At 69.5% G+C, this 19,909-nt stretch carries 18 protein-coding genes; 9 read left to right on the top strand and 9 right to left on the bottom strand.

Features of this window, described 5'->3' with window-relative positions; genetic code table 11:
* Positions 1–51: 51 nt before the first annotated feature.
* From PIR02_19040 to PIR02_19025, 4 genes are all read right to left on the bottom strand, one after another.
* Positions 52–3,405 carry an ATP-binding protein gene (locus tag PIR02_19040; GenBank protein ID WZH36818.1) on the bottom strand — a complete coding sequence of 1,118 codons (3,354 nt, stop codon included), beginning with the start codon at positions 3,403–3,405 and terminating at the stop codon, positions 52–54.
* Positions 3,402–4,073 carry a DUF4194 domain-containing protein gene (locus tag PIR02_19035; GenBank protein ID WZH39047.1) on the bottom strand — a complete coding sequence of 224 codons (672 nt, stop codon included), beginning with the start codon at positions 4,071–4,073 and terminating at the stop codon, positions 3,402–3,404. The genes PIR02_19040 and PIR02_19035 overlap by 4 nt, the downstream gene beginning before the upstream one ends.
* 94 nt (positions 4,074–4,167) lie before the next feature.
* Positions 4,168–5,643: a DUF3375 domain-containing protein gene (locus PIR02_19030; GenBank protein ID WZH36817.1), complete on the bottom strand. Its 1,476-nt coding sequence runs from the start codon at positions 5,641–5,643 to the stop codon at positions 4,168–4,170.
* A gap of 45 nt (positions 5,644–5,688) precedes the next feature.
* Entirely contained in the window at positions 5,689–6,312 is a 624-nt protein-coding gene (locus tag PIR02_19025) for a DUF1028 domain-containing protein (protein WZH36816.1), read from the bottom strand.
* Positions 6,313–6,473: 161 nt separating this feature from the next.
* Between PIR02_19025 and PIR02_19020 the strand changes: the two genes are divergently transcribed.
* The 5 genes from PIR02_19020 (at position 6,474) to PIR02_19000 (ending at position 12,419) form a co-directional block, all read left to right on the top strand.
* The gene (locus tag PIR02_19020) at positions 6,474–8,003 is read left to right on the top strand and encodes an ABC transporter substrate-binding protein (GenBank protein ID WZH36815.1); all 1,530 of its coding nucleotides are present in this window, start codon (positions 6,474–6,476) and stop codon (positions 8,001–8,003) included.
* 97 nt (positions 8,004–8,100) lie between these two features.
* Entirely contained in the window at positions 8,101–9,066 is a 966-nt protein-coding gene (locus PIR02_19015; protein WZH36814.1) for an ABC transporter permease, read from the top strand.
* Positions 9,063–10,061 (top strand): ABC transporter permease, encoded by a 999-nt coding sequence (locus PIR02_19010; GenBank protein WZH36813.1) that lies wholly within the window; start codon positions 9,063–9,065, stop codon positions 10,059–10,061. Before PIR02_19015 ends, PIR02_19010 begins: the two co-directional genes overlap by 4 nt.
* On the top strand, positions 10,058–11,683 hold the full coding sequence (locus PIR02_19005) for an ABC transporter ATP-binding protein (GenBank protein ID WZH36812.1): 1,626 nt from the start codon (positions 10,058–10,060) through the stop codon (positions 11,681–11,683). Before PIR02_19010 ends, PIR02_19005 begins: the two co-directional genes overlap by 4 nt.
* A 142-nt stretch (positions 11,684–11,825) precedes the next feature.
* Positions 11,826–12,419, top strand: coding sequence for an XRE family transcriptional regulator (locus tag PIR02_19000; GenBank protein ID WZH36811.1), 594 nt, complete (start codon positions 11,826–11,828; stop codon positions 12,417–12,419).
* Between the two features lie 104 nt (positions 12,420–12,523).
* On the opposite strand, the gene PIR02_18995 is transcribed toward PIR02_19000, so the two are convergent.
* The 5 genes from PIR02_18995 to PIR02_18975 all read right to left on the bottom strand — a co-directional run bounded on the left by PIR02_18995 (position 12,524) and on the right by PIR02_18975 (position 17,516).
* Entirely contained in the window at positions 12,524–12,697 is a 174-nt protein-coding gene (locus PIR02_18995; protein WZH36810.1) for a hypothetical protein, read from the bottom strand.
* 217 nt (positions 12,698–12,914) lie between these two features.
* Complete coding sequence (locus tag PIR02_18990; protein WZH36809.1) at positions 12,915–14,237, bottom strand: APC family permease; 1,323 nt, start codon at positions 14,235–14,237, stop codon at positions 12,915–12,917.
* Positions 14,238–14,524: 287 nt separating this feature from the next.
* The gene (locus tag PIR02_18985) at positions 14,525–15,919 is read right to left on the bottom strand and encodes an aspartate aminotransferase family protein (protein ID WZH36808.1); all 1,395 of its coding nucleotides are present in this window, start codon (positions 15,917–15,919) and stop codon (positions 14,525–14,527) included.
* Positions 15,916–16,386, bottom strand: a complete 471-nt coding sequence (locus PIR02_18980) for an Lrp/AsnC family transcriptional regulator (GenBank protein WZH36807.1) — start codon at positions 16,384–16,386, stop codon at positions 15,916–15,918. Before PIR02_18980 ends, PIR02_18985 begins: the two co-directional genes overlap by 4 nt.
* Positions 16,387–16,550: 164 nt before the next feature.
* Positions 16,551–17,516 carry a zinc-binding alcohol dehydrogenase family protein gene (locus PIR02_18975; protein ID WZH36806.1) on the bottom strand — a complete coding sequence of 322 codons (966 nt, stop codon included), beginning with the start codon at positions 17,514–17,516 and terminating at the stop codon, positions 16,551–16,553.
* 103 nt (positions 17,517–17,619) lie between these two features.
* On the opposite strand from PIR02_18975, the gene PIR02_18970 reads away from it, so the two are divergent.
* The 4 genes from PIR02_18970 to PIR02_18955 all read left to right on the top strand — a co-directional run bounded on the left by PIR02_18970 (position 17,620) and on the right by PIR02_18955 (position 19,870).
* Complete coding sequence (locus PIR02_18970; protein WZH36805.1) at positions 17,620–18,021, top strand: MarR family transcriptional regulator; 402 nt, start codon at positions 17,620–17,622, stop codon at positions 18,019–18,021.
* A gap of 264 nt (positions 18,022–18,285) precedes the next feature.
* Positions 18,286–18,885: a hypothetical protein gene (locus PIR02_18965; protein WZH36804.1), complete on the top strand. Its 600-nt coding sequence runs from the start codon at positions 18,286–18,288 to the stop codon at positions 18,883–18,885.
* Positions 18,885–19,433 (top strand): sigma-70 family RNA polymerase sigma factor, encoded by a 549-nt coding sequence (locus PIR02_18960; protein ID WZH36803.1) that lies wholly within the window; start codon positions 18,885–18,887, stop codon positions 19,431–19,433. The genes PIR02_18965 and PIR02_18960 overlap by 1 nt, the downstream gene beginning before the upstream one ends.
* A complete protein-coding gene (locus PIR02_18955) occupies positions 19,433–19,870 on the top strand; it encodes a hypothetical protein (GenBank protein ID WZH36802.1) in 438 nt (145 codons plus the stop codon). Before PIR02_18960 ends, PIR02_18955 begins: the two co-directional genes overlap by 1 nt.
* Positions 19,871–19,909: the final 39 nt, after the last annotated feature.

Raw genomic sequence — 19,909 nt, 5'->3', positions numbered from 1 at the left:
CCAGCACCCCCGCACCCCGGCCGCCGCCACCCTTGGCGCCGCACCCGAGGACTATCCCTCCGCGGGCAACCCGACCTTCGCCTTCGCCCACGACCGCCCACGCGTGTCCTTGAGGATGTCGTACTCGACGTCCACGTGCGGCTCGATCGCGCTGTACTTGTCGTTCGGGGCCCCGATGACGAGCTGGAACCCGAGGCCCCTCCAGGCACCGATCGCTCGCTTCGTGAAGTGCGCGTCGGCCTTGATGAGGGCCTCGTCGAGGAACACCGGCGCGTAGCGAGGCCGCTCGGCCCCGGCATCCCCGAGCTGGTACCGCAGAGCCGCACCGACGATGAAGGCGATCAGTTCCTGCGATTCGCCCCCGGACTTCTCCCCGATGTGGTCGTACAGCGCGACGTGTTCCCCCGTGTCGGCGCGGAAGCGCTCGGCGCTGACCCGCACGTGGTTGCGTACATCGATCAGGTCGGCGAAGTCGGGAGCCGTGGGGCGAATGCGATTGATCAGTCGCGCCATCCGGCCGTAGACCGCCTCGCGCTCCTCGTCCGACGACGCCGCGTCGATCGCGGCACGCACATCGCGCAACTCGCGACGGAACCGGCGCCGCACCTCCGACTGGTTCTCGCGCGGCACGATCTGGAGGCGGTGCTCGTCGTCGTAGAACGGCAGGTCCTGCATGATGTCGTTGATGGGTGCGATGCGCTCGCGGATCTCGCGCAGCGCCCGCGTCAGCGCGGAATCGAGGTTGGTCAGGTCGTTGCCCGAGAGGCGCAGCAGCGAATCGCGCCACTCCGCCTCGAGCTCGTGCAAGCCGCTCGCCTCCAGCTCGACGAGGATCCGCTCGAAGTCGCCGAGCGACTCGTCGGGGTCGGCGAGCAGGTTCGGACTCGGCCAGCGGTCGGTGAACGCCGTGAGCGTGCGCCGCAGGCTCTCGCGCTGATCGCCCCACGTCTCCTGCGCCGAGCGCTGTTCCTCGAGCAGGAGCCGCGAGGCCGATTCGAGGGCGGCATCGAAACGCGCGAGCGACTGCGACGGAGAGGCGGAATCCCCCGATGGCGTCACGAAGAGGCTGTCCAGGTACGCCGTCTCGTCGGACGACAGCGCCATCTCGGCATCCTCCGCCCGCTCGATGCGCTCGTTGGCACCGTCCACGTCGTCCGTGATCTCCGCCCAGCGGGCGGCGAGGGCCTGCTGCTCGGTCTTGGCCCCGCCGATCTCCTCGCGCAGCCGCGCCACCCGGGCTTTCGCGCCCGAGATCTGCTCCTGCAGCTCGGCGATCCTGGGGTTTCCCGCGGTGATCTCGGTGATCGTCTCGTTCCAGCGTTCGAGATCGCGCTGAACGGATGCCACATCCACCTGGTCCCACGACAGGTCTGCGATCTTCTCCAGCGCGCTGCGTCGCTCGTCGAACGCGTCGAGCGCGGCGGACGCCTCGTCGACCGCGGCCTTCGCCGACGACAGGTCGCGGCGCACCGTGACGATCTGCTCCCCGAGCTCGGTCAGCCGCACGCGCGACGAGAAGCCCAGCACACTGTGCCGCGTCGAGCCGCCGTGCGCGCCGCGCGCACCCTGGCTCGTCTGACCCGAGATGGTCAGCGCCAGGCGATGCGCGGACAGCTCGGACGACGAATCCACGCACACGAACGCGAACTGCTGCTCGAGCCGGTCCTGGAGCCAGCCGGTGAAGGGGGAGGAGCGGTACTCCAGCCGCCCCGGCAGGGTCGCCGGATCCAGGCCCGCGCGTTCGGGCAGCCCCGTCGACACGCCCTCGAACCGCAGACGTTCCGACAGCCGGACGCCGTCGATGGCGGTGCGGAAGGAGGCCAGATGCGCGGCATCCACGAGCAACGTCGTGGCGAAGCCGCCCAACGCGAGGGTGAACGCTCCGCGCCACGGCTCGAACTCCGTGCGGACGTCGACCAGCTCGGCGACGAACGGCAGGTCGGCGGCGGTGAGACCCGCGGCCTCCGCGAGCGCTTCGCGCGCCTCGTGCAGGCGCGGAGGAATGTTGTCCTCGCGCGTCTGCGTGCGGCGGTGCTCGGCCTCGAGCGCGGACAGCTGCTGACGCAGGTCGGTGTGGTGGCTGCTCGCGGCCACGAAGGCGTCGCGCACCGCGCTCTTGGCATCCGTGTCGCCGAGGGTGCGGCGGGCTTCGTCGACGAGCGACGCGAACTGCTTCTCCGTCGTCACCTCGACCGACAACACCGCGAGAGCGGCGTCGAACCGCTCGCGATCGCGCTGCATGCCCGCGAGCCGTCGCTCGAGACCGCGGAGCTCCCGCTGGGCGGCGTCGAGGCGGGCGCCGCCCGCCGCACGCAGCACGTCGCCGAGGCCCTCGCGCTCGGCCTCGGCGGCGTCGGCGAGAGCCTGCCGCTCGCGCACGAGCGCGTCGGTCGCGTGCGTGCGCTCGCGCAGCTCGTCTTCGACGGCGCCGAGCAGGTCGACCCGCCGCTGCGCGCGCCACAGCGAGGCGCGCGACTCCGGATCGGTGAAGCGTCCGAGGGCGTCGATCAGCCGCAGGCGCTCGGCGGCCTCGTCGATACGCGTCTTCATGGCGCGGATCGGCTGCAGGGCGCGCACCTGCTGTCGCGCCTCGAGCATGCGTGTGCGCGTGCCCTCGAGGCCGTCGAAGTGCGACACGACCGCCTCGGCGACCGTGAGCGTCTCGGGCTCCTCGAGCACCATCCGCTTGTACAGGTCGTCGACCGTGGTGATCTGCTGCCCGGCTTGGATGCGGGCGAGCAGGCTCATCGCCTTCGTCCCCGCGCCCGCGGCCCCGATGCCGAGCACCGCGTGCAACCGTGCCGAGAACTCGCGGTCGGTGGCGAGCGTGTCGAGACCCGTCGCCCGCACGGCGGAGTCGGAGAGGTGACTCTGCGCCGCCCGCTCGAGCTCCCGCAGGTCGAACGCGCCGTGCACGGTGGCGCGCACCTTGACGGCGTCGTCGAGTGTGCGCGCCGTCGCCGGGATGTACCACGCGCGCACCGCGGTGAAGCGGGCCCCGTCGTGGTCGGCCCACGTCATCGCGATCGCCGTCCAGGTGTCGACGCCGTCACCGCGCAGCACACGCACCTTCGTGCCCTCGTCGGTGCGCGACTCGTCGAGCTTGCCGCGGCCGTAGGAGAGGATATTGCGCTGTTCCTGGCCGCGTGGACGCCCGACGACCGCCCCGTTCGACGCGCCGTTGAAGGGCGTGGTGTGCGGCATCATCAGCGCGACGTACGCGTCCATGAGCGTCGACTTGCCCGAGCCCGACCCGCCGCACAGCAGCGTCGCGGTCGGCGCGAAGCGCACGCGGTGCGTGCCGTCGTAACCGCCCCAGTTGATGAGCTGCAGGTCTTCGGCCACCCACTGCTGACCGCGGGACGCGGCGGGGATGAGCCCGAACAGGGTCTCGAGCATGGTCATGAGAGGAGGTCTCCCTCGGCGTTTTCGGGGGAAGCGGATGCCGGCGCCTCGGGCTCGCGTGACGTGGCCGGTCCGGCATCCGCCGTCTGTTCGTCCAACCAGTTCTGAAGCTCGCGCAGGATCTCGGCGCTGAGCACGATCTCGATCAGGGGTCCGATGCGGTAACGGCCCTCGGACTCCTCCTCGATGATGCCCTCGCGATCGAGGCGCGCGATCGCGGTGCGCACGGCACGCTGCTGACTCGCGCGCGTGCCGTCGGTCTCGCTGAAGTAGGTCAGGACGGTCTGCTCGACCTCTTCGACATCGACGCGGGCGGATGCCGTGCCCGCGGTCGTCTCGCGCTGGAAGACCGTCCGCAGGTACACCAGCACGAGCGTCTCGGCGCGTGAGTACGCCTCGTCCTTCAGCAGGATCGGGACGTCGACCTCGTCGCTGCGCACCTGCTCCTTGTACGCGACACCGCGGGCGTGGTCGACCACGAGCCGCACGAACAGGTCGTTCAGGCGGGACTCGATCATCTGCTGGTGCTCGAGCAGCAGCTTCCACTCGGCGGGAGAGTTCTCCGCCAGCAGGAAGCGGCGCTGCAGGATCCTCACGAGCACGCGCCGCACGTCGGCGTCGAGTGTGCCGCGGTCGCCGGCGAACAGGGCGTCGGGGTCGTTCTCCATCGCGACGGGGGAGATGAACGCGGGGGAAGAGCCCTCCGGGTCGTCGCCGGTGTCCCGACGGGTCTCCGGCGCTGCGGTGCTCGGGGTCGTCACGTCAGTCATCGGCATCCTGTTCTGCGAAGGTGTCTGCTCTGACCGCCCCGAACGCGAAGCGCCGTGTCGTCCCGTCGGGGCGCACGGCCTCCACGATCGAGACGTCGTCCGTCTCGGTCAAGCCGCCGCGGTGCACGATCTCGAGCAGACCGACGAGGTCCACGGGGCGCCGGGTCTCGGCATCCGCCGCCGCGAACGCTTCCGCGAGGTCGAAGCCGTCGCCCAGCCGTGCGACGTAGGCCTCGAGCTCGGCGTAATGCGGTCCGCCCCACGCGCGCGTGTCGGCGTCGACGAACTCGACGTCGGAATCTCCGGATGCCAGGGGCTCGGGCGCTCCGGGAGGGCGCACGTCACTGATCGACTGGCGCAGGTGCCCCACGTCGGCGAGCGGCAGGGTGCGCACCGGCTCGACGCGGCCGGGCGCGCGGGTCTGGCTCCAGCGGTGCAGCCCCGCCATCACGCCGCGCAAGAGATCGTCGACCTGACGGTCGCGGATCGGATCGTGCGTGCGCACCTGGGCGGTGATGACGTGGGAGGCGCGCCGCTGCGCGGTCAGCACCTCCTGCACTCCGGCTTCGACGCGCCGGGCGATGGCGTCGAGCTCGGTCCGCTGCTCCGGTGTCATCAGACGCGAGAACGGCTGGGTGAGCACGGCGTGCAGCTGGTCGGTGAGGTCGTCGATGCGCTCGGGGTCGCCGATGAGCCGCAGGGCGCCCTGAAACGCCCGGCCCTCGGGGGTCGCCTGCATCACCTGGCGGCCGCGTTCGAGGTACTCGCGCAGCACCTCGCCGGTGGGGCGCACGTCGCGGCGGAGCTCGGCGACCACGTCGCGCTGCATCGCCGCGATCGACTCCGCGACGCGCGAGAAGTCGGCGGGAAGCTCGCGCGCGAGATGGATGACGTTCTCCGCCTCCTCGAGCAGGTGATCGTCGTCCGGGGGAACGACCTCACCCTCCTCGAGCGCCGCGATCTCGGCATCCAGGGCGGCGCGCTCCGCCAGCAACGCCTCGCGGCGGCGGGCGGGGTCGCTCTCGGCGTCGCGCGCCAGACGTTCGACGGCATCGAGCAGCGTGCGCACGCGCGAGCGGGAGACGCGCGCGCGTCCGCCACCGGCTCGTCCCGCGATCTCGAGGGCGCCCACCGCGTGCGCGGAGAGGCGGTACACCTCGACGTCGTCCTCGATCTGCAGGCCCAGCCAGCCCACCCGCACCCAACCGCGGCAGATGTCGCGGGCCGATCCCGCGGGGATCCGTCGGTCGTCGTCGGTGTCATACCCCGCCGCGCGCAGCTCGTCGATCGCCTCGGCGACCTCGACGTGCGCGTCGGCGACGGCGACGGCCGGGCGATCGGGGGAGAACACCACCGACAGCACGGCGACGACGAAGGGGGCGAACCGACCGTGCAGAAGATCGAGAGTGGGGTTCTTGAACGCCGTCACCGAGCGCAGGTAGGCGGCTTCGGCGCGGGTGGTGGTCACTGAGGGGAGTCTACCGGCGCGGCGGATACCGGCCGAGCGCGCGGCCTACCGTCCGGTGGCGGGCACCCCGGTGGGGACCGCGGACAGGCGGCGCAGGCGCCGGAGCTCGGCGATCGGGTCATCATGGTCGTCGACGCGGAGGTCGAGGACCGTGTCCTCCGCAGACGCGATCAGGAGCGCGCAGCTCTGCCGGCCGCGCGCGTCGCCACCGGCGGCCTCCCCGGCCCGGAGCACCTCGATGAGTCGGTCCGCGAGGTCACCCTCGCTTCGGACCCAGGCATCGCTCATCGCCTCGAGCACCTCGGGGCCGGTCAGCAGATTGCCCGCGAACACGGCATCCGTCGTCGTCGAATCACCCGCCCAGGGGGTGATCGCGTCACCCGAGCGGGCCGCCCCGGGCGACGTCCACGCGAGCGCCGCGACCTGACGGAGCGCGTGCCCCTCGTCCCAGGAGGGGACGGATGCCACGGCGTGGGCGGCCGACCGCCCTTCGCGCATCGCGGTCAGAAGGCGCCCCCGCAACGAACGATTCGTCCATGCCTGGCTGGCGACGACCCCCGCGGCGGGGTCGACGGCGATCACCGACGCGCCGACGGCGAGGGAGCGACTCGCGGTCGCGGCACCGATCAGGCCGTGACGGGCGTCACGGGCGAGGACGGTGAAGGTCATGGATGCTCCCGAGGGGTCGACGAGGGACGGGCGGCCGGGGAGGAGCGGCTTTGTGAAGATCGTGTTTCGGGGCCGCCCCCCGCTTGTGCCCGCCCCCATGCTTGCACATACTGATCGAAACATCATCTAAATGATGACCCGCTCACCCGATTGGCATTCACATGACATCGCGCACCACACTCGGCATCGCCGGCGCGCTCGCCGCGGTCCTCGCCCTCGCCGGTTGCTCGGCGGGCCAGAGCGTCGATCTCGGCGACTCCGGCTCCGCGTCCGGCCAGACCCTCGTCGCCGCGATCGGTGGAGAGCCCGATCAGCTCGACCCGCAGAAGACGACGTCGTACTTCGCTTTCGAGGTGCTCGAGAACGTCTACGACACCCTCGTTCAGCCCGACGCGAACCTCGAGATGCAGCCGGCGCTCGCCGAGAGCTGGACCACGAGCGACGACCAGCTCACGTGGACCTTCACCCTGCGCGACGGCGTCACATTCCAGGACGGGTCGGACTTCACCAGCGAAGACGTCGTGTACTCCTACCGGCGCATCATCGACGAGAAGCTCTCCAACGCCTGGAAGTTCGCCACCGTCAGCGACGTCAGCGCCCCCGATGACAGGACCGTCGTGATCACGGTCTCGCAGCCCACCCCCAACCTGCTGTCGAACCTCGGCGGCTTCAAGGGCATGGCGATCGTCGAGAAGGCCAACGTCGAATCGGGCGAGATCACGACCGCCCCCGTCGGCACCGGGCCGTTCTCGGTCAGCGACTATGTCGCCGGCGACCACATCACCCTGAAGGCGAACCCCGACTACTGGGGCGGCGCCCCGAAGCTCGGGGGAGTGGAGTACCGCTTCATCTCCGAGCCCGCCACGGCTCTCGCCTCCCTCAAGGCCGGCGACATCGACTGGACCGACGTGGTCCCGCCGCAGCAGGTCGAGCAGCTCGAGAGCGACAGCACCGTGAACCTCGGACTCACGCCCTCGAGCGACTACTGGTACCTCGCTCTCAACGAGGCGAAGTCCCCGTGGAACGACGTGCGCGTTCGCCAGGCCGTCGCCTACGCCATCGACCGGGATGCCATCGTGCAGGCCGTCAGCTACGGCACCGCCGAGAAGAACCAGCTCGCGATCCCGAAGCAGAGCGTCTGGTACACGGAGTACAACACCTACTCCACCGACGTCGACAAGGCGAAGGCGCTGCTGGCCGAGGCCGGCTTCACCGGGGGAACCCTCGATCTGCTCGCGACGAGCGACTACCCCGAGACGGTCACGGCGGCCCAGATCATCGCCGCGAACCTCGAGCCCCTCGGCATCCAGGTCCAGATCCGGCAGCCCGACTTCTCGACGTGGCTCGACGAGCAGAACTCGGGCAACTTCGACATGCTGATGATGGGCTGGCTCGGCAACATCGACCCCGACGACTTCTACTACTCGCAGCACCACACCGACGGCGCGAGCAACGCGCAGAAGTTCTCGGACCCCGAGGTCGACCGCCTCCTCGACGCGGGCCGCGTCGAGACCGACGTCGACGCCCGCAAGGAGCTGTATGCCCAGGCCGCGACGATCATCGCCGACAAGGCCAGCTACATCTACCTCTACAACCCGTCGGTGACGCAGCTGTGGTCGCCGAAGGTGTCGGGTTACGAGACCCGCGCGGACCGCGCGATCCGCTTCGTGGGCACGAGCATCGACAAGTGATGCCCGCCGCGGGGGTGCCGGATGCCGGTGCCCCCGCGGCTTCGCCCGTCCGGACGACCCCTTCCGTCTCGTCCGTTCTCACAAGGAGAGTGATTCCATGAGGGTTGCCCCCGCTCAGATGGCGCGTTTCCTCGGCGCGCGCCTGCTCTCGTCGGCCATCGTGCTGCTGGGTGTGCTGATCGTCGTGTTCGCCCTCGTGCACCTCGTGCCCGGCGACCCCGTGCGCCTCGCCCTTGGCACGCGCTACACCCCTGAGGCGTACGAGGCGCTGCGCGCGGCATCCGGTCTCGATCGATCGCTGCCCGAACAGTTCTTCTCGTACATCGCTCACGCGCTGACCGGCGACCTCGGGGTGAGCTTCCGCAACGGGCAGGCCGTGACGACCACCCTGCTGCAGAGACTGCCCGCGACGATCTCGCTCGCGCTCGTGGGCCTGATCATCGCCCTGGTCATCTCCGTCCCGGCCGGGGTGTACTCGGCGCAGCGCGAGGGCCGCGTGAGCGACGTGATCGTTCGTCTGAGCAGCCAGTTCGGCGTCTCCATCCCCGACTTCTGGCTCGGGATGCTGCTCATCTCCCTCTTCTCGGTCACCCTGGGTCTCCTCCCCGCGAGCGGATACATCGCTTTCACCGACGACCCCGGCGGGTGGCTTCGGCAGGTGACCCTGCCGGGCATCACCGTCGGCCTCGTCGCGGGCGCCATCATGACGCGCTACATCCGCGCCGCCGTGATCGACGTCGCCTCGTCGGGGTACATCCGCACCGCCGTGTCGAAGGGCCTCCCGCGCCGGGTCGTCGTCGCACGCCACATCGTCCGCGGTGCCCTCGTTCCCGTGCTCACCATCGCCGGCATCCAGCTCGCGACCATCCTCGGCGGCGTCATCGTGGTCGAGGTCGTCTTCGCGTGGCCGGGCCTCGGCCGTCTCGTCTACGACGCCGTCGCCGCGCGCGACTACCCGCTCATCCAGGGGGCCGTGCTGCTCGTGGCCGTGATGTTCATCGTCGTCAACCTGATCGTGGACGTGCTCTACGCCGTCGTCGACCCGAGGATCCGTGCCGCATGAGTGATCTCACCCCCGCTCGCCGCCCCGCGTCCGGGCCGACGCCCGGCACCGTCGGCGACCCCGGCATCGCAGCCGCCCGCCCGCGCGTCCGGTCCTGGCGCCTCCTGGCATCCAACCCCCTCACGGTGGCCGCCGCGGTCGTCCTGGCCGTCGTCGTCGTGGCCTCCGTGCTCGCGCCGTGGATCGCCCCCTACGGCGTCAATCAGATCGACGTCGCCAACGCGCTCACCCCGCCGAGTGCCGCGCACTGGTTCGGCACCGACGAACTCGGCCGCGACGTCTTCTCGCGCGTCCTGCTCGCCGGGTCGACCTCGCTCACCATCGCGGTGATCGCCGTGGCCATCGCTCTCGTCCTGGGCCTCGCCCTCGGCGTCGTCGCGGGGTACGCCGGCGGCTGGGTCGACGCGACACTCATGCGCGTGGTCGACGTGATGTTCGCCTTCCCGGTGCTGCTCCTCGCGCTCGCGATCATCGCGATCTTCGAGCCGGGCATGCTGACCACGACCATCGCGATCGGCGTGGTCTACACGCCGATCTTCGCCCGCGTGGCCCGGGCGAGCACCCTGTCGCTCCGCACGTCGCCGTTCGTGCAGGTGTCGCGAACGATGGGAACACCTGCGCCCATGATTCTCGTGCGGCACGTGCTGCCGAACATCGGTGGGCCGATCGTCGTGCAGACCTCGCTGTCTCTCGCCTTCGCGATCCTCTCCGAGGCCGCCCTGTCGTTCCTCGGTCTCGGCATCCAGCCTCCGGCCCCGTCGTGGGGAGGCATGTTGTTCACCGCGCAGGGCTTCCTCGCGCAGGCGTGGTGGATGAGTGTGTTCCCGGGTGCGGCGATCTTCGTCACGGCCCTCGCGTTCAACCTGCTCGGCGACGGGCTCCGCGACGGTCTCGACCCGCGGCAGCGCACGATCATCGAGGCGCGGCAGGGTGAGCGTCGGCGCCGGAGAACGGGGCTGGAACGTCTGGACACCACCGAGGAGAGCTCACGATGACTGTTCTGGACGTCCGCGACCTCCGCGTCGCGATCGGCGAGACCCCCATCGTCCACGGACTCGATTTCTCGGTCGAGCGCGAGCAGACCCTCGGGATCGTGGGGGAGTCCGGCTCCGGCAAGTCTCTGACGGTGCTCGCCGCGACGGGTCTCATCGATGCTCCCGGGCGCCGGGTGACCGGCTCGAGCATTCTCAGGACGGGGCCGGATGCCGCCGGTGTCGAGCTCGTGGGAGCCGCCGACCGCACGCTCCGCTCGGTGCACGGCGACGCCGTCGGTTTCGTCTTCCAGGACCCCTCCACCTCGCTGAACCCGTTCCTCACCGCAGGGCGGCAGATCGCCGAGTCCCTCGAGGCGCACCGCGGACTCACGCGGCGGGCCGCGCACACCCGGGCGATCTCGCTGCTCGAGGCCGTCGGCATCCCGGATCCCGCCTCGCGGGTCGAGGGGTACCCGCATCAGTTCTCGGGCGGTCAGCGTCAGCGCGTGATGATCGCCATCGCCCTCGCGTGCGACCCGGCGCTGCTCGTTGCCGACGAGCCGACGACCGCGCTCGACGTCACGACCCAGGCGCAGATCATCGACCTCGTGCAGCAGCTGCAACGCGACCGCGGCACCGCCGTCGTCTGGATCAGCCACGACCTCGGCGTGATCGGGCAGGTCGCCGACGACGTGCTCGTGCTGCGTCACGGGGAGGCCGTCGAGCAGAGTCCCCTCCTCGACGTGTACGCCGACCCGCAGCACGCCTACACCCGGGAACTGCTCGCCGCTCGCCCGCGCGTGGTCGCCGGGGCCGGACCGGCTCCCGAGCCCGCCGCCGCGCCCCTGCTCGAGGTCGCCGGTCTGGACGTGCATTTCGCCGTGCAGACACCGGCAGGTCGCCGCACCGTGCACGCGGTCGACGACGTCTCGTTCGCCGTGCGCCGCGGAACGACCCTCGCGCTGGTCGGCGAGTCGGGTTCCGGTAAATCGACGATCGCGAACGCCCTTACCGGACTCGTCGCCCCGCACGCGGGCACCGCGACGATGGCGGATGCCGACGGCGCGAGCGTCCGCGACGCGCTGCGCGCGAAGCGCCGCGACCGCCGACGCATCGCCATGGTGTTCCAGGACCCGTTCGCCTCGATCGACCCGCGACGCACGGTCGCCGACGCGATCGTGGAGCCGCTGCGCGTCCACCGCCTTGGCGGACGGACCGCGGCCGCGCGCACCGCCCGGGTGAAGGAACTGCTCGACCTCGTCGACCTCGACCCGGCCTTCGCGAAGCGCTATCCGCACGAGCTCTCCGGCGGTCAGCGCCAGCGCGTGTCGATCGCCCGTGCCCTGGCTCTCGAGCCCGAGCTGGTGATCCTCGACGAGGCGACGGCGTCGCTCGACGTCTCGGTGCAGGCGCGGGTGCTCGCGCTGCTGCGCCGTCTGCAGGTCGAGCAGCAGCTGACGTACCTTTTCATCGCCCACGATCTCGCGATCGTGCAGCAGATGAGTCACGACGTCGTCGTGCTGAAGAACGGATCGGTCGTGGAGGCCGCCCCGGCGGCCGAGCTGTTCGCGCATCCCCGCAAGGAGTACACGCGCGCGCTCCTGGCCGCCGTCCCGCCCGACGGCCCGCGGGTGCGGGCGTGATCTCGCTGACGTCCGAGGGATGTGCGCCCTCTCGCTTCCGCGCCATACCTCTGCCCCCGCCCCACGGTGTCCCGGGCGGTGCACGGGGATGCGGGCGAGCGGGGCACGGGCGTGACGGCGTTCTCGATACGCTGACACGGTCATGACACGAGTCACGGATGCCGACGAACAGCGTACGGTCGAGACCCTCGGGGCCGCGGTGCGCGAAGCGCGCAAACGCCTGGGCCTGAGCGTGCAAGCCCTGTCCGAGAAAGCGGGCGTCAGCTTCGGCCTCGTCAGTCAACTCGAGCGAGGTCTGGGAAACCCCTCGCTGCAGTCGCTCCAGCGCCTCGCCGGGGCTCTCGGCATCCCGGTCACCCAGCTCCTCGATGAGCCCGCCGTTCCCCTCGCCGTCGTCACCCGCGCCAAGCGGCACGTCATGGCCGTCGCGGCCGACGCACCCCCGCACCAGCGCGCGGAGCGCGAGCTGCTCACTCCGCGTGGGGAGTCGATGCTGCAGCTGATCCGCTCGACGCTTCCGCCGGGGTTCACGAACGAGGCGAGTCCGTTCCGGCACATCGGCACCGAGACGGTGACGGTGGAGTCGGGTGTGCTGGTGGTCTGTCAGTCCGACCGCCGGGTCGAGCTCCACGCCGGTGACACGGTAACCTACGGCTGCTCGGCGCCGCACTGGTGGGCGAACGGGCACGACGCCGAGACGATCGTGCTCGGAGCGGTGACGCCGTTCGAGCGGTGATTTCGGGCGCAGACGGCAGCCGCGGTCGAGTGCGGGCGAAACTCCTGAGAAACAGCGCGCGCTGCCCCCGCCGGGTGTGCCTTCGCGGGGTTCCGCCGCAGAACTCAGGAGTTCGGCTCGCCCGCCGGAACGCGGAACGCGAAGCGATCGCCGGGGGAGTGCACGAACTCGTCGTCGCACCGGTACCCGCGCAGCCACGGGACCCCGTCGATGAGCCTCAGGGAGGAGCCCGTGGGGTACTCGTGATCGGCGCGCAGGACGGGTGACGCGACGTTCACCGAGCCCGTCGGCGCGCGACCGGTGCTCAGGATGCTGTCGGGGGCGCTCGCCTGATCGAGGGTGGCGAGGCGCAGGTACGGCGCGGTGACGGCGGGACAGAGCGCGAGACCCCGACGGGCAGCCGCGTCTGATCTCCGGAGCGCGGGACACGCAACGGCCGCGACACCCCTCGGACGGGATGCCGCGGCCGAAACGCTTTCCCGCGACGACGCCGGCTCAGATCTCCGAACGCGGCCCCGGGAGCGTCTTGTTCACGCCCGTGACCGGCTCGTTCTCATCGAACGAGGCGATCGGGCGACGGAAGCCGCGCGTGAGGATCACGAGATACACCACGCCCAGAGCAGTCCAGATCAGACCACCGATGAGGGCGTGTCCGTCGAGGTTCACCCACAGCAGGGCCGTCAGCAGGAGACCGATACCGGGCATGACGATGTAGCGGACGATGTCGCCGGGCGTCTTGCGCAGACCCTTGCGGATCGCGAACCACGCGATGACCGAGATGTTCACGAACGAGAACGCCACGAGCGCGCCGTAGTTGATGTACGCCGCGATCTGCTCGAGCGTGAACGAGATCGCCAGCAGGCTCACGACCCCGACGATGATGATCGAGAACGTCGGCGTGTGGGTCTTGGGATTGATGAACCCGAAGATCCGGCGCGGCAGCACGTTGTTGCGGCCCATGACCATGAGCATGCGCGACACCGAGGCGTGCGAAGCGAGCCACGACGCCAGCGTCGCCGCGAACCCCGCCGCCGTGAGCACAGCCTGCAGCACCGGGCCGCCGACCTGCACGCCGATCTCGGGCAGCGTGCTGTCTTCGATCGCCTCCTGCGGGAACGCGGTCGAGTCGGGGAAGCGCAGCTGCGTCACGTACGAGGCGATGAGGAAGATGAGGCCACCCACGATGAGCGTCAGCACGATCGCGCGGGGCATGATCTTGGGGGTCTTGGCCTCTTCGGAGTACATCGACACCGCGTCGAAACCGATGAACGAGAAGCACACGACCGTGGCGCCGGCCAGCACCGCGCCGAACTGCACCTCGCTGTGGGCGAAGGGGGCGATCGACACCGGGGTGCCCGCCCCCGCCCCGCCCACGAGCTGCACGACGACCATGACGACGAAGACGGTCATCACGAGGATCGAGAACACCAGCAGGATCATGTTGACGTTCGAGGTGCCGCGCATCGTCAGGTAGATCACCCCGGTGACACCGGCGGTGAAGACGACGACCCAGATCCAGCCCGGGACGTCGGGGAACAGCGCCTCCATGTAGCTGCGCAGAATCAGCGCATTCACCATGGGCAGCAGCATGTAGTCGATCAGCGCCGTCCAACCGACGACGAAGCCGACCCCGGGGTGGATCGACTCGCGCGCATAGGTGTAGGCGGAACCGGCGCTCGGGATGACGCGGACCATCTTGCCGTAGCTGATCGCGGTGAACACGAGCACGATCAGGGCGACCGCGTAGGCCGCGGGCACGACGTTGTTCGTCTTCTCGGCGACAAGACCGAAGGTGTCGAAGACCACGGTCGGGGTCATGTACCCCAGGCCGAGGCCGACGATCGACCAGAGGCCGAGGGTGCGGGCGAGCTTCGCGCCCGAGTTCGTGGGTGCCGTCGCGGCACCGAGATGATCGTTCGTGGCTCCTCCTGGAGGGTGCGGGTCACGACGCGGTCGTGACGGGAGATGGTGTCGGGTACAGCATCGGAGGCACCGCTCAGGGTGGGAGCGGGAGTGTCGGCGGGGGTGGTGCCGGGAGAGCGTGGTGTCGGTGTGCGGTGGGGGAGAGGGATGCCGACAGGGGTGGCGCCGGCATCCCTCCCGGGTCAGAGGCGGGTGGATGCCTCGGTGAGGACGGAGCGAAGGATCTGCTCGATCTCGGTGAACTCGGCAGGACCGAGGGTCAGGGGCGGGGCGAGCTGGATGACGGGGTCGCCCCGGTCGTCGGCGCGGCAGTACAGGCCCGCGTCGAACAGTGCCTTCGACAGGAAGCCGCGCAGGAGACGCTCGGACTCGTCGTCGTCGAAGGTCTCCTTCGTCGCCTTGTCCTTCACGAGCTCGATGCCGAAGAAGTAGCCGTCTCCGCGGACGTCACCGACGATCGGCAGGTCGAGCAGCTTCTCCAGCGTCGAGCGGAAGACAGGCGAGTTCGTGCGGACGTTCTCCAGCAGCCCCTCTTCTTCGAAGACGTCGAGGTTCTCCAACGCCACCGCGGCCGAGACGGGGTGCCCGCCGAAGGTGTAGCCGTGCGGGAACGACGCGTCCCCGTGTGCGAAGGGCTCGTAGATGCGGTCGCTGATGATCGTGCCGCCGAGAGGGGAGTAGCCGCTCGTCACGGCCTTGGCGAACGTGATCATGTCGGGCTGGTAGTCGTACGCCGACGCGCCGAAGTAGTGGCCCAGGCGACCGAAGGCGCAGATGACCTCGTCGGAGACGAGCAGAACGTCGTACTTGTCGCAGATCTCGCGCACGCGCTGGAAGTATCCGGCCGGGGCGGGGAAGCAGCCACCCGCGTTCTGCACGGGCTCGAGGAACACCGCGGCGACGGTCTCGGGCCCCTCGAACTGGATCATCTGCTCGATGCGGTCGGCGGCCCACAGACCGAATTCCTCGGGCGTTCCGCCCCCGAATCCCGATTCCTCGGCGCGGTAGTAGTTCGTGTTCGGCACGCGGAAGCCGCCCGGGGTGACGGGTTCGAACATGTGCTTCATCACCGGCAGGCCCGTGATGGCGAGGGCGCCCTGCGTGGTGCCGTGGTACGCGATGGCGCGCGAGATGACCTTGTGCTTGGTGGGCTGCCCCTGCGTCTTCCAGTATTGCTTGGCGAGCTTGAACGCGGTCTCGACCGCCTCCCCGCCACCGGTGGAGAAGAAGACGTGGTTGAGGTCCCCGGGCGCGAGGTTGGCCAGGCGCTCGGCGAGCTCGATCGCGGCAGGATGGGCGTACGACCACAGGGGGAAGAACGCCAGCTCCTCGGCCTGCTTCGCCGCGGCCTGGGCGATGCGCCGACGCCCGTGCCCGGCGTTGACCACGAAGAGCCCGGCGAGGCCGTCGATGTAGCGCTTGCCGGTGGAGTCGAAGATGTGGTGCCCCTCGCCCTTGACGATGATCGGGACGCCGGGGCCGTCAGTCATCACCGACTGACGGGCGAAGTGCATCCAGAGGTGGTCGCGGGCTTTCGTCTGGAGGGTCGCGTTCTGGTCTGTATCGAGAAGGGTCATCGTGTTCCCCAGTTGTAGAGCTGACGGTGGAGCTTGAGATAGACGAACGTCTCGGTCGAGACGACGTCGGGAAGGGCGCGCACGCGGTCGTTCAGCAGGTCGATGAGGTCGTCGTCGCTCTCGCAGACGACCTCGACGAGCAGGTCGAACGACCCCGCGGTGGAGACCACGTAGGTCACACCCGGGAGTTCCGCCATCTCAGCGGCGACGACGCGGGTGTCTCCCGAGACGCGCACGCCGATCATCGCCTGCCGCGCAAAGCCGAGCTGCAGCGGGTCGGTGACCGCGACGATCTGCAGGATGCCGGCATCCTGCAGCTTCTGCACGCGCTGGCGCGTGGCGGTCTCGCTGAGACCGACGGCTTTGCCGATCTCGGCGTACGAGCGGCGGCCGTCTTCCTGCAGCTGCTCGACGATCGCCTTCGACACGCGGTCGAGCGTCACGGGGCGATCAGTGGCGGAACTCATGATGGGCGACGGTATCAGCGGAACAGACGGGATATCAATGATGAATTCGGAATTTAAAGCGCCGAAACACCGCGGAAACCGTCGCGACTGAGCAGGCTTCGAGGTCGTGCAGAACCGATCGGTTTCGGACCATGCAGCAACCGACGCTGAGGGATGGATTGGCGTTAGGAGTGTTCCGGGACGATGACGAGCCGGTCGCTGCTGGTTGCGGCTTCGCGCCAGGCGGCGGTGACGTCTTTCAGCGGCACGGCGCGGGCGTTGATTTCGTAGCCGCCGTGGGTGACCTCGGCGGCAAGGCCCGGGAGTTCTTGGAGGATGTCGCGGGTGGAGACGGAGCCCTGACCGCTGCCCACGATTCGCAGGTTGATGGCGCGTAGTGCCGCAGAGGGGATCGCAGATTCACGTCCCGCGACCGATCCGATCTGAATCCAGGTCAGCGGTTGGGAGTCATCGTCGCGGGCGGGCACGATCGCGTACATCGCGGCGGTCGTGGGTGCGCCCCAGAGGTAGTCGATGACGACATCGACGTCGCGGCCGGCTGAGGCGAGGTCGCGGGCGGTGACCTCTTCGTCCTGGCCGAGATCGACGAGGGTGTCGGCGCCCAGCGCGGTGAGGGGAGCGAGCTTGTCTGCGCCGCGCCCGGCGGCAGTGACATGGGAAGCGCCGAGGCGCTTAGTGATCTGCACGGCCATCCGGCCGGCGTTGCCGGTGGCGCCCATGATCAGCACCCGGGAGCCCTGCTGGAAGTCGATCCGGCGGCGGAGGGCAATCCAGGAGGACATCGCCGGGTTCATGGCCGCGGCGATCACGACGGGGTCTACGCCCTCGGGCAAGGCGACGCTGCGCTGCGGGTCGATGAGGGTCTGCTCCGCGATCGCGCCGAGGTTGGTGTCGGGGAGGATGAAGTATCGGAGGCTGCCGTCCGCGGCACGGGCGACGCCATCTACGCCGGGGATCAGCGGGAGTTCGTCGGTGCTGGTGTAGTGCGAGCCGTCCGCTTGAGACAGGGCGCGGGGAGCGATGGCGGAAGCAACGACGGTCACGAGCTCCTGCCCCTCTGCCTGCTGAGGCGTGGGGAACTCCTGGTAGAGAGGCGGCTGGTCGAATGCGGTGACGACGGCGGCGTACATGGTGTGTCCTGTTCAGTGCTGATATAGTTGGGAACGCCAATCAAACTAGTGAGGGTTACCAACTATGTCAAGCGCGCCAGCCCACCCAGCGGGAAAAGTTGCAATGTCGGCTCCGGTAGACGAACTGGCTCGGTTGTCGTTCGAGGTGATGGGACGCCTGACACGGCTTTCAGCGGAGGGGGACATGTCGTTGACGCAGCTGCGAATGCTGGCGATACTTCGGGACCGTCAGCCGCGGATGGCGGAGCTTGCTGCCGCGCTCGGCGTCGACCGGTCGAGTGTGTCCGGGCTGATCGCGCGGGCCGAGCGCCGCGAGCTGGTTACTCGGATACCTGCTGCCGGGGATGGCCGGGGCTTCACGGTCGCGCTCACCGAGGCGGGGCAGGACTTCGCGGCGGCGCTTGAGCGCCGCACCAGCGCCGCACTCGACCCTCTCCTTGCTGATTTGGACCCGTCCGAGCGACAAGCGTTGAGTGAGCTCCTTGCGAAGGTCGTCTATCGGTAGGCCTCCGGCAGTGCGAAACCGATGGGTTCCGCGCCGTCCCCCCCCGGCTCGTTCTGCCGCGCTCCGGTGAGCTGCTGCGCCCGTCGGGAGACTGCCGGCCCTCCGCCTGTGGAGAGAGGAGCCCGAGGTCCGCCGAGACGACTCCCTCGATGACGAGCTCGCCCACGAACATGGCGCGCGGGTGTTGGACAGTTTTCTCAGCTGCGGACATGTACGAGGAAACGGTGTTTCACACGGACGATGTTTCAAACGAGGGGTGCCACCATGGATGACGACGAGCTCGAGGCACGTATCCGTGCCGCTGGACCGCGGGTGACGGCGCCGACGGGCCTCGCGGCGCATCGCTCGCAGATCCTCGCCGAGGCGCGGGGGCCTCATGGGCGCCGGTTCCGGTTCTGGACATCGGCTGCGGTCGCGTCGGCCCTTCTGATCGGGGGCGGGTCCGTGGCCGTGGCCAGTGGGGGAACGGAGACACCGTGGGGGTGGGTCGCAGACAATGTGTTCTCCATCGATCGAACAGACGGCTCCGCGTGCTTCCAGGGCATCGTCGTCCAGTGGGAGGGGCTGGCCGACGACGACCCCCTCGTCCGTGACGCGAGAGCGATCGTCAGTGGTATCGACGTGCCGACGCTGGACACCACGGCGAAAGAGGCCGAGATCCGGGACGACCTTGCGGCTTCCGAGCCCGTCCGGCAGATGGACGGCGAGGTGCGGCGCATCGAGATGACGGACGCGGAGATCACGCAGCAAGCCATTCATATGCTCGTCGCCGAGCGGATGTGGGCGGGTCTCGGCGATCGTGTGAATGAGATGCGACCGGGCCGGGAAGTGCGCCTTTCGAGTCAGACAACCGATTGCAGCTGATGCGCTCGACCACGATCCAGACGTCGACGTTCGACGAGCTCATACGCCGCAACGAGGACGACCTCGCCCGATACTTCCAACGACGCTTGCCGAACGCGGCGGACGCCGCGGACGCGTTCGGGGAACTGCTTCTCACCGCGTGGAAACTTCGCCGGAGAATACCCGTGGACCCAGGAGAAGGCCGAATGTGGCTGTACGCCACTGCGCGCAATGTGACACTCAATTCTCGCCGCACCGTCGCGAGGCGCTCCGCCGCCGTGCAACGACTGGCAGAAGAGATGCAGACCTCGCCCCCATCGTCCGCCATGGACGACACCTCGATCGACGTGAGGGCGGCTATCGCGGCGCTTCCCTCCGATGACGCCGAACTGGTGAGACTCATTTACTGGGACGGGCTTCGATCCCACGAGGCCGCGGCCGTACTCGGCTTGAACCCCTCTACCGCTCGATCCCGTCTCGCAAAAGCGAAACAGCAACTGCGATCCGTGCTCGAGGAGGAGGGTGAGATGCCGTGCCGGAAGGAACACGTCGCGTGCGAAGGCGAATAGTGGGCGTCGTCGCCGTGGCAGGACTGTGTCTGGGTTTGGCATCCTGCGCGGCAGGAGAATCCGATTCCGCCGAGGATCTCACCGCGGCTACTGCTCTGGCGGGCCGCCTGGACGCGCAACTGCGCGCGGAAGGGCGTACGCCGTACGGTGGTCTGTCCGGGGGTGGCGGGGCTGCGCGAGAGGGGACCGTTCAGATCGCCGGCGATCGGGGCACGACGTCGATCTACGCGGTATGCCACGGCCCGGCAGGCGAGGCGGGTGTCAGCGTGGACGACGGGGCTGCGACAACGCTCTCCTGCAGTGATGAGCCGCAAGCGATCGTCGTGCAGGACGATTGGGTGAGCCTGGGCGTTCGGCTGAAGGTGCGTGTCGATGGAGCGCCGGCCGGGTCAGTGTGGGCCGTGACGGCCGGCGCGTCATCGTGGGTCATCGGCTGACTCGTTCGCTCGTCGCCGCGTTCGATCTTGCCGCGCCCA

It is taken from the genome of Microbacterium enclense (assembly GCA_038182865.1).
Taxonomy (GTDB): Bacteria; Actinomycetota; Actinomycetes; order Actinomycetales; family Microbacteriaceae; genus Microbacterium; species Microbacterium enclense_B.
This window is presented reverse-complemented; position numbering and strand designations above follow the sequence as displayed.

Coding starts and splice junctions, on each gene's coding strand:
- PIR02_19040 (WZH36818.1), bottom strand. CDS start 3,405: ATGACCATGCTCGAGACCCTGTTCGGGCTCATCCCCGCCGCGTCCCGC.
- PIR02_19035 (WZH39047.1), bottom strand. CDS start 4,073: ATGGAGAACGACCCCGACGCCCTGTTCGCCGGCGACCGCGGCACACTC.
- PIR02_19025 (WZH36816.1), bottom strand. CDS start 6,312: ATGACCTTCACCGTCCTCGCCCGTGACGCCCGTCACGGCCTGATCGGT.
- PIR02_19020 (WZH36815.1), top strand. CDS start 6,474: ATGACATCGCGCACCACACTCGGCATCGCCGGCGCGCTCGCCGCGGTC.
- PIR02_19015 (WZH36814.1), top strand. CDS start 8,101: ATGAGGGTTGCCCCCGCTCAGATGGCGCGTTTCCTCGGCGCGCGCCTG.
- PIR02_19010 (WZH36813.1), top strand. CDS start 9,063: ATGAGTGATCTCACCCCCGCTCGCCGCCCCGCGTCCGGGCCGACGCCC.
- PIR02_19005 (WZH36812.1), top strand. CDS start 10,058: ATGACTGTTCTGGACGTCCGCGACCTCCGCGTCGCGATCGGCGAGACC.
- PIR02_19000 (WZH36811.1), top strand. CDS start 11,826: ATGACACGAGTCACGGATGCCGACGAACAGCGTACGGTCGAGACCCTC.
- PIR02_18990 (WZH36809.1), bottom strand. CDS start 14,237: ATGACCCCGACCGTGGTCTTCGACACCTTCGGTCTTGTCGCCGAGAAG.
- PIR02_18985 (WZH36808.1), bottom strand. CDS start 15,919: ATGACCCTTCTCGATACAGACCAGAACGCGACCCTCCAGACGAAAGCC.
- PIR02_18980 (WZH36807.1), bottom strand. CDS start 16,386: ATGAGTTCCGCCACTGATCGCCCCGTGACGCTCGACCGCGTGTCGAAG.
- PIR02_18975 (WZH36806.1), bottom strand. CDS start 17,516: ATGTACGCCGCCGTCGTCACCGCATTCGACCAGCCGCCTCTCTACCAG.
- PIR02_18970 (WZH36805.1), top strand. CDS start 17,620: ATGTCGGCTCCGGTAGACGAACTGGCTCGGTTGTCGTTCGAGGTGATG.
- PIR02_18965 (WZH36804.1), top strand. CDS start 18,286: ATGGATGACGACGAGCTCGAGGCACGTATCCGTGCCGCTGGACCGCGG.
- PIR02_18960 (WZH36803.1), top strand. CDS start 18,885: ATGCGCTCGACCACGATCCAGACGTCGACGTTCGACGAGCTCATACGC.